General features: G+C 70.2%; 12 protein-coding genes. 9 read left to right on the top strand and 3 right to left on the bottom strand.

All coding sequences use genetic code 11. From position 1 onward, the window contains the following. On the top strand, positions 1 to 317 hold a 317-nt coding region (locus tag ACPYOG_RS16230; RefSeq protein ID WP_481295205.1), incomplete at its 5' end, for a hypothetical protein. Between the two features lie 73 nt (positions 318 to 390). Here the strand turns inward: ACPYOG_RS16230 and ACPYOG_RS16225 are convergent. Next, positions 391 to 1,545: an SLC13 family permease gene (locus ACPYOG_RS16225; protein ID WP_481295204.1), complete on the bottom strand. Its 1,155-nt coding sequence runs from the start codon at positions 1,543 to 1,545 to the stop codon at positions 391 to 393. Positions 1,546 to 1,607: 62 nt separating this feature from the next. Here ACPYOG_RS16225 and ACPYOG_RS16220 point away from each other — a divergent pair, with 62 nt between their 5' ends. After that, a complete protein-coding gene (locus ACPYOG_RS16220; protein WP_481295203.1) occupies positions 1,608 to 1,826 on the top strand; it encodes a hypothetical protein in 219 nt (72 codons plus the stop codon). A 108-nt stretch (positions 1,827 to 1,934) separates the two neighbouring features. Further along, a complete protein-coding gene (locus tag ACPYOG_RS16215; protein WP_481295202.1) occupies positions 1,935 to 2,435 on the top strand; it encodes a hypothetical protein in 501 nt (166 codons plus the stop codon). 51 nt (positions 2,436 to 2,486) lie between these two features. Here the strand turns inward: ACPYOG_RS16215 and ACPYOG_RS16210 are convergent, their stop codons facing one another. Beyond that, entirely contained in the window at positions 2,487 to 3,863 is a 1,377-nt protein-coding gene (locus tag ACPYOG_RS16210; protein ID WP_481295201.1) for a glucose-6-phosphate dehydrogenase, read from the bottom strand. Positions 3,864 to 3,892: 29 nt separating this feature from the next. Here ACPYOG_RS16210 and ACPYOG_RS16205 point away from each other — a divergent pair, with 29 nt between their 5' ends. The 3 genes from ACPYOG_RS16205 to ACPYOG_RS16195 are packed head-to-tail and all read left to right on the top strand — an operon-like array spanning position 3,893 to position 6,461. Then, complete coding sequence (locus ACPYOG_RS16205; protein ID WP_481295200.1) at positions 3,893 to 5,680, top strand: glycoside hydrolase family 15 protein; 1,788 nt, start codon at positions 3,893 to 3,895, stop codon at positions 5,678 to 5,680. Continuing rightward, positions 5,680 to 5,970 (top strand): ATP-dependent Clp protease adapter ClpS, encoded by a 291-nt coding sequence (gene clpS, locus ACPYOG_RS16200; protein ID WP_481295206.1) that lies wholly within the window; start codon positions 5,680 to 5,682, stop codon positions 5,968 to 5,970. Before ACPYOG_RS16205 ends, clpS begins: the two co-directional genes overlap by 1 nt. Beyond that, the gene (locus ACPYOG_RS16195) at positions 5,967 to 6,461 is read left to right on the top strand and encodes a DUF2017 domain-containing protein (RefSeq protein ID WP_481295199.1); all 495 of its coding nucleotides are present in this window, start codon (positions 5,967 to 5,969) and stop codon (positions 6,459 to 6,461) included. The genes clpS and ACPYOG_RS16195 overlap by 4 nt, the downstream gene beginning before the upstream one ends. A 60-nt stretch (positions 6,462 to 6,521) precedes the next feature. Here the strand turns inward: ACPYOG_RS16195 and ACPYOG_RS16190 are convergent, their stop codons facing one another. Continuing rightward, positions 6,522 to 7,643 (bottom strand): baeRF11 domain-containing protein, encoded by a 1,122-nt coding sequence (locus ACPYOG_RS16190; protein ID WP_481295198.1) that lies wholly within the window; start codon positions 7,641 to 7,643, stop codon positions 6,522 to 6,524. A gap of 263 nt (positions 7,644 to 7,906) precedes the next feature. Here ACPYOG_RS16190 and ACPYOG_RS16185 point away from each other — a divergent pair, with 263 nt between their 5' ends. The 3 genes from ACPYOG_RS16185 (at position 7,907) to ACPYOG_RS16175 (ending at position 12,418) form a co-directional block, all read left to right on the top strand. Beyond that, complete coding sequence (locus tag ACPYOG_RS16185; RefSeq protein WP_481295197.1) at positions 7,907 to 9,994, top strand: hypothetical protein; 2,088 nt, start codon at positions 7,907 to 7,909, stop codon at positions 9,992 to 9,994. 10 nt (positions 9,995 to 10,004) lie between these two features. Continuing rightward, on the top strand, positions 10,005 to 11,027 hold the full coding sequence (locus tag ACPYOG_RS16180; protein WP_481295196.1) for a LacI family DNA-binding transcriptional regulator: 1,023 nt from the start codon (positions 10,005 to 10,007) through the stop codon (positions 11,025 to 11,027). Positions 11,028 to 11,095: 68 nt separating this feature from the next. Continuing rightward, the gene (locus ACPYOG_RS16175; RefSeq protein WP_481295195.1) at positions 11,096 to 12,418 is read left to right on the top strand and encodes an ABC transporter substrate-binding protein; all 1,323 of its coding nucleotides are present in this window, start codon (positions 11,096 to 11,098) and stop codon (positions 12,416 to 12,418) included. The last annotated feature ends 105 nt before the right edge of the window (positions 12,419 to 12,523 follow it).

The following is a 12,523-nucleotide window of genomic DNA, read 5'->3' as shown; positions in this document are numbered from 1 at the left end:
TCCGTCGTCGGCAGCGTCAGATGTGTATAAGAGACAGGAGCACCTCAGCGGGATGGAGGTCGGGAACGGCATCGGAGTTGCGGAAAGACCCTCCTGGGGAGGGGTCTCCCGGGCAAGGGCCCTATCTGGGAACGGCCCTCGCCGAGGTGCTCGTTGTCGCACCCGACACGCCGCAGACGCTTGCAACAACGAGCACCTCGGCGGGATGGAGGGTCGGGAAAGGGCAACGGCCCTCCCGGGAGAACGGTCGGGGAACGCCCCTCTTGGGGAACGGGCACTCGCCGAAGTGCTCGAAGTTGCACCCGACACGCCGCTGACGCCTGCAACAACGAGCACCTCGGCGGGATGGAGGCCGGGAGGAGGCTGGAGGCCGGGAGGGGGCGGCGGGGGCTAGACGGTTGCGGCGAGGGCCAGGGTCGCGAGGACGACCGTGACCGGCGCGACGATGAGGCCGAGGAGCATGTAGCGGCTCCACCGGATCTCGACCGCGAACGAGGTCAGGCGCTGGTGCCACAGCAGAGTGGCGAGCGACGCCCACGGCGTGATCAGCGGGCCGGCGTTCACTCCGATCAGCAGGGCGGCGAGCCGGACCGGGCTGCCGGCCGCCGGCTCCAGCGCGAGGTAGGCGGGGAGGTTGTCGATCGCGTTCGCGCCGACCAGCCCGGTCAGCGAGAGGCGCAGCAGGGCCAGCGGCGATTCGCCCGAACCCGAGATGGTGGCCATCAGTATCCCGAGCCCCGCCGTCTGGAGTACCTGGATGAACAGGAACAGCCCGCACGCGAGCAGCACCAGCTGCCACGGCAGGAGGCCGAACCGCAGCACCCCGCGCCGGCGCACCAGGAACAGCGCCAGGAGCACGACCGCAGCCGCACTCGCGGGTAGCCAGACTGGGAGTCCGGACACCAGCAGCGGGATGAGCGCGACGACCACCGCACCCGATATCCAGAACAGCACGGGATCCTCGATGCCGTCCCCGTCCCCCGTCTCGTAGCGGACCAGCAGGAAGCGCCGCGCGACCACGAACACCACGACCATCGGCACAACCATGGCAACGACCGCGGGCGCCAGCATGAGGGCGGCGAAGGCGATCGGGGACGGGTCGCCCATCGCGTGTTGCGCCAGCAGGTTCGTCAGGTTGGACACCGGCAGCAGCAGCGAGCCGGCGTTCGCCATCCACACGGTCGTCAGCGCGAACGGCAGCGGGTTGAGGCCCGCGTGACGCGCCATGACGATCACGACGGGAGTGAGCAGGACCGCCGTGGTGTCGAGCGACAGGAACACCGTGCTGAGGGCCGCGACGATCACCACGAGAAGCCAGAGCAGCCACGCGCGTCCTCGGCCCCAGCGGGCGGTCTCCTGGGCCAGCACCGTGAACACCCCGGCCTCGGCCGCGAGTTCCGTGACGACCGTGATGGCGACGACGAACAGCAGGATGGGCCAGACGCGATTCCAGAGCACGACGGCGTCGGAGACGGGAAGAAGGCCGGTGGCGACCGCTATGCCGCCGAGCACGAGGAGCGCGATGCCCACGATCGCAGTGCGCATCCTCCTCCTCCCATTCCGGCCCGGGGAAGCCTACGCTACGGGTGGGAACCGGAAGGAACAGGATGCGCAAGTACCTCTTCAACGGCGCGATCATCAGCGCGGCCATCGGTCTGTGGACCACCATCCAGGCGTCCAAGAAGGGCCCGAGGGATTGGCGCGTCCCGCTGATGTGGGTGAACGCGGCGATCTCGCTGGCCCTCGCGGTCGGAGCTGTCCTTGACGAGTCCCGGGAGGCGTCCGAGCGCGAGTCCCGGTCGGTGGAGCGCCGAAAGGGCCGTTGACCCGCTGATTTCCGCCGATTTCCGCCGAATCTCCCGGCGTGTCCGGCGGGTTGGCGGCGTCTCTGTCCAGGACACTTGTATTCAGGTGAACCTGGAAGGGGATGCGCGATGTTTGGTCGTAGGCGGCATGCCGCGGCAGTGCCGGTGGCACCGGTCCCTCAGCTGACGGACGCTCAGATCCTCGAGCTCGTGCACACGAAGGTGGCCGAGCTCATCGGCGCGAAGGGTGAGTGGACGGTCGTCCGCCGCGCCCAGGACGACACCGACACCATCTTCCACTCGATCCTCGCGCAGTCGGTCTCGGTCGGAATCGCTGCCGCGATCGCCGAGGCGCGCCGTCGGATCGAGGCGGGCGAGTCGCTCTCCGAGCCGCAGCACCTCGCGCCTGTCATCAGAGACGCACCCGCCCCGGTGGAGGCGCCGGCCGTCGCCACCGCGAGCGAGGCGGAGCCGACCGCTGCCGTTGCCGAGACTCCCGCCGAGCCCGCACAGGCGGTGGCCGAGCCGGCCGCGATGGCCTGGGAGCCCGCTCCGATCACCCAGTGGACGGACCTGCGCAAGCCCGTCACCGGCGAGTTCCCGCTCGTCTCGCACCGCACCGCGGCCTGACCGACCAGGACCCGCCCCGCGTCACCGACCCACGGCCCGACCTCCGGACTGTCAGCCGAGTCCGGCCCAGCCGTCCGGGCCCTCCGACCCCGCCGGGTACTCCTCCAGCGGGACGCGCCCCTCGCGCCAGGCGGCCAGGACCGGCTCCACGATCCGCCAGCACTCCACCGCAGTGTCGGCCCGGACCGACAGCGAGGGGTCGCCATCCAGAATGCCTTCCAGCACCTCGCCGTAGGCCAGCAGAGCGCCGGGTCCGAAATCGGCCGTGAGGGATGCGCGTTCCAGCCCGAACGGGTCGTCCGTGCCGTTGATGTTGACCTCGAGCGACAACGCGTCCGGAGCGAACAGGAGCCGCAGCTTCGCCGTCCCGGTCGTCCCGGTCAGCCCGCTCGGGACGTGCTGCGCCGGTGCGAAGGTGACGACCATCTCGCGCCGCCGGCTCCCGAGCGCCTTCCCGGAGCGGAGGGTGAACGGCACGCCCTTCCACCGCCACGTATCGATCTGCAGCGTCACCTCGGCCAGAGTCTCGGTCTCGCGGGAGGGATCGACGCCCTCTTCGTCCGCGTAGGCGGGCAGCTTCCTGCCTTCGATCTCGCCGGCTGCATAGCGGGCGCGCCGGCTGGCGGTCACGGGGTCGTCGTCCCAGACACGGGTGGCGCGCAGGACCAGCCCCTTCGCGTCCCGCAGGTCGCGGGCGCCGAGCGTCGACGGCGGCTCCATCCCGAGCACCGACATCACCTGCAGCAGGTGGCTCTGGATCATGTCCATCAGCGCACCGGCGGTGTCGTAGTAGCGCGCGCGTCCCTCCAGGGCCAGCGTCTCGTCGTAGAGGATGTCGACGCGTTGGATGTGCAGGCCGTCCCAGAGTGGCTCCAGGATGCTGTTGGCGAACCGCAGCCCTAGGATGTTGAGCACGCTCGAGCGGCCGAGGAAGTGGTCGACGCGGTGGATCTGGTCCTCGGGCACCAGGCGGGCCAGCTGCTCGTTGAGGCGGATCGCGCTTTCTCGGTCGGTGCCGAACGGCTTCTCCAGGGCCAGCGTCAGCCCTGCCGGGAGGTCGAACGTACCGAGCGCGTCGCAGGCCTTCGCGGTGATCGCGGGCGGGAGGGCGAAGTACAGGGCCGGCACGCCGTCCACACCGGAGAGCAGCGCCTGGAGGTCGTGGGCGCTGGTGGCGTCCGCCTCGACGTACCGGGTCTCCGTCAGCAGCCGGTCGACCGCCTCGCCCTTCGCCTCCACCGTGGCGAACGATTCCCGGACCCGGGCGCGCCAGGTGTCGTCGTTCAGGGCGTCACTGCTCGCGCCGATCAGGGTGAACGCCCGCTCCGGCTGATCGGTGAGGAGCTGCCCGATGGCGGGGAGGAGGAGTCGTGACGTGAGATCGCCCGATGCTCCGAGAATCACCAGAGTGCTCACGGACTGCGTCATGCCGATCACAGTACGTCCATACTGGGAATATGTCGCTCCCCATCGAGGATTACGCCCTGATCAGTGACTGCTTCACCGGGGCGCTCGTGGGGAAGGACGGGAGCATCGACTGGGTGTGCCTGCCCCGCTACGACTCCCGCTCGACCTTCGGGGCGCTCCTCGGGACCGAGGACCACGGCCGCTGGCTGGTGGCGCCGGTGGATGCGACCGCGTCCAGCACGCGCCATTACGAGACGGACACGATGATCCTCGTGACCCGCTGGAGGACCGCCGACGGCGAGGTCGAGGTCACGGATGCGATGCCGATGAACGACCACCGGGCCGACATCGTGCGACGGATCCGCGGGGTGCGGGGGAAGGTGCGCATGCGGCAGGACCTGCGCATCCGCTTCGGCTACGCGACCGCCATCCCCTGGGTGCGCCAGCTGAAGGGCGAGCACATGCCGGCGATCGTCGCCGTCGCCGGCCCGGATGCCATCGTGGTCCGCGGCGCTCAGCTGCACGCCGCCAACCACTCGCACCAGGGCGAGTTCACGGTCGGCCCCGGCGAGACCGTCGACCTGACGATGACCTGGTATCCGTCGCACCGTGACGCGCCGGCGGCCCTCGACGTCGAGGCCTCCCTCCAGCGCACACGCGAGTGGTGGACGGCCTGGGCCGGCACCTGCGCGCACGAGGGACCGTACCGCGACGAGGTCGTGCGGTCGCTCATCCTGTTGCGCGCCCTGACCCACCTGGAGACCGGCGGTATCGTCGCCGCAGCCACGACCTCCCTTCCGGAGGCGTTCGGAGGCGAGCGCAACTGGGACTACCGGTTCGTGTGGCTGCGGGATGCGTCCCTCACCATCGGCGTGCTCCTCACCCACGGCTACAACGACACGGTGGATCACTGGCGCGACTGGCTGCTGCGCGCGATCGCGGGAGACCCGGGCGACGTCCAGATCATGTACGGCCTGGCCGGCGAACGTGATCTCGCCGAGCGGATCGTCACCGCCCTGCCCGGCTATCAGGGCGCCCGTCCGGTGCGGATCGGCAATGAGGCATCCACTCAGTTCCAGGCGGACGTCATCGGTGCGGTGATGCTGGCGCTCGACCACGGCCGTCGCGCCGGCAACGTGGAGACCCGGTTCTCCTGGGCGTTGCAGCGGGCGCTGATGGGGTACCTGGAGCAGCATTGGCGGGAGCCGGACCACGGCATCTGGGAGATCCGGGATGTCCCGCAGCACTTCACCCACTCCCGCGCGCTCGTGTGGGCGGCGTTCGACTGCGCGGTCCGCGGCGTCGAGCTGGACGGGCTCGAAGGACCGGTCGAGCGCTGGAAGCGCGAGCGCGAAGCGATCCGGGCCGACATCGAGATGAACGGCTGGGACCCCCACCGCGGAACCTATGTCCAGCATTACGGCACCACCGAGGTGGATGCGTCCCTCCTCCAGCTGGTGCAGGTCGGCTTCGTCGATGCCGAGGACCCGCGGATGCTCGGCACGGTCAAGGCGCTCGAGGAGGACCTGCTGCGCGACGGGCTGCTGCTGCGCTACCGCACCGAGACCGGGGTGGATGGGCTGCCGCCGGGCGAGCATCCCTTCCTCGCGTGCTCGTTCTGGCTGGTCGAGCAGTACGCCCGCTCGGACCGGCTCGCGGACGCCACCGCGCTGATGGACCGGCTCGTCGGTCTCGCGAACGACGTCGGCATGCTCTCGGAGGAATACGACGTCGAGGGCCGCTCCCACGCCGGGAACACACCGCAGGCGCTGACGCACCTCGCACTCGTCCGTGCGGCCGACGCGATCAGTGGGCTGCCGCTCTGGCCGGGACTGTGATCACGGAACCCGGCACTCTCGAGGAGACGAGAACCGACGAACTGCTCGAGCTCGGCTCCCCCTGGGTCACGATCGTCTGGAACGACCCGGTCAACCTGATGAGCTACGTGACCTACGTGTTCCAGACGTACTTCGGCTTTCCGCGACGTGAGGCCGAGCGGCTGATGATGATGGTGCACACCGAGGGCCGGGCCGTCGTGGCGACGGGGACGCGCGAGGAGATGGAGCGGCACGTGGAGGCGATGCACGAGTACGGGCTGTGGGCGACGCTCACCAAGGCGGACGCGTGACCCCGTTCCGCCGGCGCCGAGACGGCCGGGTGAGTGCCTCCTTCCAGCCTGCGGAGGCGCAGCTGCTGCTCTCCCTCGCCGAGGAGGCGGTGGAACTCGCGAGGGCGGCGGCGACGGAGAACGGCGAGGCGGACCCCGCGCTGCGCCGCCTGCTGCCTGACGCCTACCCGGACGACCCCGAGGCGTCGGCGGAGTTCCGGCGCTTCACCGCTGCCGGCCTCGCGGATCGCAAGGAACGGAACGCCCGGGTCCTGATCGAGTCGCTCGCGGCGCCGTCGGACCATGCGGTCCGCGTCGTCCTCGACGAGAGCCAGGCGTCGGCCTGGCTGCGGACGATCACGGATGTGCGCCTCGTGCTCGCCTCCCGGCTCGGCATCCACGAGGACGGCGATGAGGGCGACATCCACGATGAGGAGTCGGCCATGCAGCGCGCGGTATACGACTGGCTCGCGGGGGTTCAGGAGCTGCTGGTGCTCGCGCTGCGGCCGTAGAAGCGCCGTAGCCGTAGCAGCGCCGCCGCGGCCCGAGATCCCGACCGGGTGGTTCGCCGTTCAGACCGGGTAACGCACCGCTGCCGCGGCCGCTCCCCCGCCGGGTACGTCCTCGGCACGCAGCGCATAGACCTTCGCCTTCGAGGCCAGCGCCCGTCGCAGGATCTCGTCCACCACTCCGTAGTCGCCGGTGCCGTCGTCGTCCGCGAACTCGACCGCTCCCGTCTCATCGTCGATGGTGCCGGGCACCCGGCGGTCGATGTCGATGACGAGCGACTCGACGGCGCCGAACGTCGCCGCCCGGGCGATATCGCTGAGGTCGACCAGTGCGGTGCCCGCGGCGATCCGCGACTCGTACCCCTCCCGGAGGGCCGCCACCTTGCTGGCATAGAGCCGGTCGAGCACTCCGCGGGCGGCAGCCGCGAGCTCCTCGTCGGTCTTCTCCTCCGGGTTGCCCGCGATGACTTCGGCGACCAGCCGGGGATGCTCGCTCGCTCCCCGGAAGATGCCGGAGAGCGGTTCGGCGGCGGCGAGGATCAGCGGCTCCGACGAGTTCGCGAGCACGGGATGCAGCGCGCGCTCGATCGCCTGCACGTACTCCAGCATCCGGACCTTCTGGCCCTCCGACCCCTGGATGCGCCCCTCGGCCTGCCGTCCGCTGACCGAAGTCTTGCCCACGGCGTCGGCGACATCGCGCGGCATCCCGGGCACATCCATCCGCTCCGGCGGCCGGTCCGGAGTGAGGTGCAGCAGGCGCACCGAGTTGCCCGCAAGGGCCAGGATGAGCGCGGACTGCGGGAAGGTCAGCGTCCGCAGCAGCGGCTTGACGTAGTAGCGATCGGCGACCTCGCAGGCCGTGCCGAGCCGGTTCGGAAGGCGGAAGGTCTCGGCCAGGTCGCCGTCGAGGAAGACGGCGAGCGACCGGGACTGGTAACGCCAGAAGTCGCGGTCGTCGAGAATGCGCTGCCCCTCGGTCTGCACAGCCTGGATGCGCGCGCGCGGCACTCCCAGCTTCTCCAGCGCGCGTTCGGCTGCGGTCAGATGATTCTTCAGCTCGATCCGCGCCCGGTCCGCCTCCGCCGGCGTCGTTCCGGTGGGCAGGTAGATGCTCACGCAACCGGGATGGCGCAGTGCGGCGATCCGTTCGACGTCGGCCTTGGTGGGAATGTCCTTGTATTCCACAGTGGTCCTCCTTCAGCCCCGGCGATGCGGCGTGGTCGGTTGCGGTGCGGCCAGTCTCGTCGTCCGGCAGGCGGGTTCACAAGTCTCTGGCCGACATTCCGGCAACGTTTGGACCACGACGGCTGCTCTCTCGTTGACATTTGCGGGATCGAGGCCTACCGTCCTTTAAACCGGTTTAGATGACAGCTCGTGGCTGAGCGGGAAAAGCCTCGGGGCATCCCATGAGCCGGCACAGAGAACGACGAGCATGAGGGATCGCAACGATGCGCAACCGAGTACAGACGATGCCGAGGGCCGCGGCCGCGCTTGCCCTCGGGGCAGCTCTCGCCCTCACGGCGGTGGCTCTCCCCGCGCAAGCGACTGAGGTCGCTGCAGCAACTGCAGGACACCACGCCGCCGCATCCACCCCGAAGCTGACCAACCTCGCGCACCTGGACTTCCTGCTCGACGACGTACCCCTGCTCCCCGGCGTCGCCGGTCACACAACGTACCGGGCCGCAGAGGAGCCGGTCGCGCGCGCACCCTGGGTGTACGCCGATCGGCAGAGCGACGGCACCTTCCGCCGGGTGGGCGGGGGCCCCATCACCGACCCGGCGCGCGGCTGGTACGCGCAAGGCGCCTACGACGCCGACGACATCTCGCGCGCGGCGGTCGTCTACCTGCGGGACTGGAAGCAGAACGGCACTGCGTCGAGCCGGACGACGGCCTACCAGCTGCTCCGCTCGCTCACCTACCTTCAGACCGACGACGGACCGAACGCCGGCAATGTCGTGCTCTGGCAGCAGCACGACGGGACGCTGAACCCGTCGGCCATCCCGAAGGAACTGCCCGACCCGTCCGACTCCGCGGAGTCGTTCTGGCTCGCCCGCACGGTATGGGCGCTGGGCGAGGGATACGCCGGCTTCCGCTCGGCCGACCCCGCGTTCGCGACGTTCCTGCGCGACCGCCTGCACCTGGCGCTCTCGGCGCTCGAGCGCCAGTCGCTCGGGCAGTATCCGGGAACCGAGGTGGCGAACGGCGTGACGGTTCCCGGCTGGCTGATCGTCGGCAGCGCAGGGGCCACCGCCGAGGCCGTTCTCGGGCTGAGCGCCTACGCCGGCATCGAACCCGGCGACACCGAGGCACGAACAGCGCTCGCCCACTACGCCGACGGGATCGCGGAGCTGCAGAGCGGCGGAATCGGCCAGTGGCCGTTCGGCGCGCTCCTCCCTGAGGCGAACTCGCCGACGTTCTGGCACGCCTGGGCCGGGATGCAGCCCGCAGCCCTGACCGCCGCCTCCGGCGTGCTCGGCGATGCCTCCTTGCAGGGCGCGGCGACGACCGACCTCGCTCTGTTCACGGCACAACTGCTGACGACCGGCGGCCCCGACAACGGGTGGACTCCCACCCCGGCCGATCGCACCCAGATCGCGTACGGCGTCGACTCGCGGCTCGAGGGGCTCGTGGCCGCGGCCGATGCGACCGGCGCCACGGGACTCGCCGCCCTCGCGGGTGCCCAGGCCGCGTGGTACTTCGGCGCGAACCGGGCCGGCGTGCCGGCCTACGACCCGGCGACCGGGGTCTGTGTCGACGGCATCGCGGGCGACGGAACGGTCAACCGCAATTGCGGAGCCGAGTCCGTCATCCACACCGAGTTGAGCATGCTCGCGCTGGATACGCATCCCGCCATCGCCCGCGCGGCGACCTCCTTCACCCGCACGAGCGCGACCGTCGGGCTCAGCGTTGTGGAAGCCGAGAGCGGCACCACGACCGGGCCGGTCTCGACGGTCACCCCTCCCTCGGCCTGGACCGGATCGGCCAACTGGTCGGGCGGAGCATACCTGCAGGCGGGCGACGGCTCGACCGTGACGCTGCAGCTCCCCGCCGGCCATCCTGCCCTGCGCGTCCTGCCGATCGCCGATCTCGGGCCGGAGGACCCGACCGACTCCGGCACCACCTCCTGGACCGCCGCCGTGGGACGGGTGACCCTGCCGCTCGGCCGCACGGACAACGTCCGACCGGCCGAACAAGGCATCGCCCCCAGCCCGGTGTTCCTGCTCCCCCAGACGCTCCCCGTCCCCGTCCCAGCGCAGGCCACCGCGGTCACGGCCCGGGTGTCCGGCACGACACGACTGGATGCGGTGCTCCTGCAGCCGATCGTCTCCCACCTGGGCCTTGCCGGCAGCAGCGCGCTCGACGTCTACGTGAACTCCACGAACCTGCCGGTCCGCCAGCGCCTCGACGCGACGGGTCCGGTCACGGTGACGAGCTACGACTCGTCCGGCCGTCAGGTCGGTCGGCCTCAGACCCTGGGCGGCCACGCCATCGTCATCGTCCCGCCCGGTGGCTTCGTGACGGCGAGCACGCGATGAGGATGGACGCATGAACACCAACGCCAACGTCACCATCAACGACGTCGCCCGCGCCGCGGGCGTCAGCAAGTCCCTCGTCTCGCTCACGCTGAACGCACGGCCAGGGGTCGCCAGCGAGACGCGGGAACGCATCCTGCAGACCGCCCGCTCGCTCGGCTGGACCCCGAATCCGGGCGCCCGCGGCCTCACCACCCGCCGCGCCTACGCGCTCGGCCTGGTGCTGCGCCGGGAGCCGCGGACCATCGAGGTCGACCCGTTCTTCGCGGCGTTCATCGCGGGCGTGGAGACGGTGCTCTCCGAGCGCGGGAACGTGCTCGTCCTGACCGTCGTGCCGGACCGGACGGCCGAGGAGCGCGCGTACGAGCGGCTCGCCGCGGACAAGCGCGTCGACGGCTTCCTCCTCACCGACCTGCTCGCCGAGGATGAGCGCATCCCGCTGATCGAGCGGCTCGGCTCGTTCGCGGTGTCGCTCGGCGAGCCGCTCGGCGGGAGCCCGTTCCCGGTCATCACCCGCGACTACGACGCGGGCATCGACGACCTCGTCGCCCATCTGGTGGGCCTCGGTCACCGACGGATCGCCCATGTCTCCGGCGACGAGCGGATGCTGCACGGCCTGCGCCGGCGCGAGCGCTTCGAGCGCATCGCGCACGCCGCGGGGCTGACGCCGCTCGTCGTCTCCACAGACTTCTCTCCCGAGCAAGGCGCAGAGGCCACGAAGGCCCTGCTCGAGAAGGAGGACCGCCCGACCGCGATCGTCTACGGGAACGACCCCATGGCGATCGCCGGGATGGGCGTCGCGCACGAACGGGGGCTCGACCTGCCGGCCGATCTCTCGATCACCGGGTTGGACGGCTCCCAGATCGGGTCGTTCGTCTACCCGTCCCTCACAACGCTCGACAACGACCCGGCCGGCTGGGGAGTCGCCGCCGCCACCGCACTGCTGCGGCTGGTGGAGGACGGCGAGTCGGGCGATGTCGCGCTCCCCCCGGCTCGGCTGATGGTGCGCGCATCCACCGCACCACCGGCCGGCTGAACAGCGCTCGGTTGCACCACGCCGAGCTGAATACCACCGGGCCGAACGGCCCACCGGAAAGGCACATCATGCACGACAACATCCTGCGGCGGAAGAACCTGCGAAGGGGCAGAGCCGCCGCCTCCCTCATCACAGCCGGTCTGATCGCCGCAACGCTCGCCGCCTGCAGCGGAAGCGGCGGGGGCGCCACCGACGCCATGAAGGCGCACGGACCGATCACCATCTGGTACTCGAACAACACCCAGGAGGTGCAGTGGGGCAAGGCGATGGTCGCGGACTGGAACTCCGCGCATCCCAAGGAGCAGATCAAGGCACAGGAGGTGCCCGCCGGTAAGAGCACCGAGGAGGTCATCGGCGCGGCCATCACGGCCGGGACCACCCCGTGTCTCGTCTTCAACAACCTTCCCGCCGCCACCGGCCAGTGGCAGAAGCAGGGCGGCCTCGTCGACCTGTCGAAGTTCTCGGACGGCGCCAGCTACATCGAGGCGCGCAGCGGAGATGCGGCCAAGCAGTACAAGTCCCCCAACGGCGACTACTACCAGATGCCGTGGAAGCAGAACCCGGTCATGATCTTCTACAACAAGGCGATCTTCCAGAAGGCCGGGCTCGATCCGGCCAACCCGAAGCTGTCGACCTACGCCGACTTCCTGGCGGCCGCGCAGAAGATCAAGTCCTCCGGGGCCGCTCCCTACGCCATCTACCCGGCGCCGACCAGCGAGTTCTTCCAGGTCAACTTCGACTACCTGCCGCTCCTGGCAGCGGAGACCGGAGGCAAGACCTTCATCGAGAACGGCAAGGCGGCCATCACCGGCTCTGACGCGCTCGACGTGGCGAACTTCTGGAAGACGATCTACAGCGACGGCCTCGCCGGCAAGGAGCAGTACCAGGGCGACGCCTTCGCCGACGGAAAGTCCGCGATGGCGATCGTCGGACCCTGGGCGATCGCGTACTACGGGAACAAGGTGCAATGGGGATCCGTCCCCGTCCCGACGAAGGACGGCAAGCCGGCCGACCAGACCTACACCTTCCCCGACGCCAAGAACATCGGCATGTACACCTCGTGCAAGAACCAGGGCACGGCGTGGGATGTGATCAAGTTCGCGACGAGCAAGGCGCAGGACGGCAAGCTGCTGGATGTCTCCGGCCAGATGCCGATCCGCAGCGACCTGGCCTCGACGTTCTCCTCGTACTTCTCGTCGCATCCCGCGTACAAGGAGTTCGGAGCGCAGAGCGCCCGCACGGTCGATGACCCGACCGGCACCAACACGATCGCCCAGATGCAGGCCCTCCGGGACGCCTACACGAAGTCGGTCGTGAACGGCAGCGGCACGGTCGAGGATGCGTTCAAGGCCGCCGCGGACAAGATCGACCGGCTCCAGGCCCAGAAGTAGCCGGCCATGAGCACCTCCGTCCGCGGCCCCTCGGCCGCACGCCCGGCGGCGGGCGGGGGCGCCAGCACCTGTCTCTTATCCACATCTGACGCTGCCGACGACGGA

It is taken from the genome of Leifsonia sp. HAY1-4F (assembly GCF_056755275.1).
The sequence above is the reverse complement of the archived record's forward strand: the minus strand, read 5'-3'. Positions and strand labels throughout refer to the sequence as shown.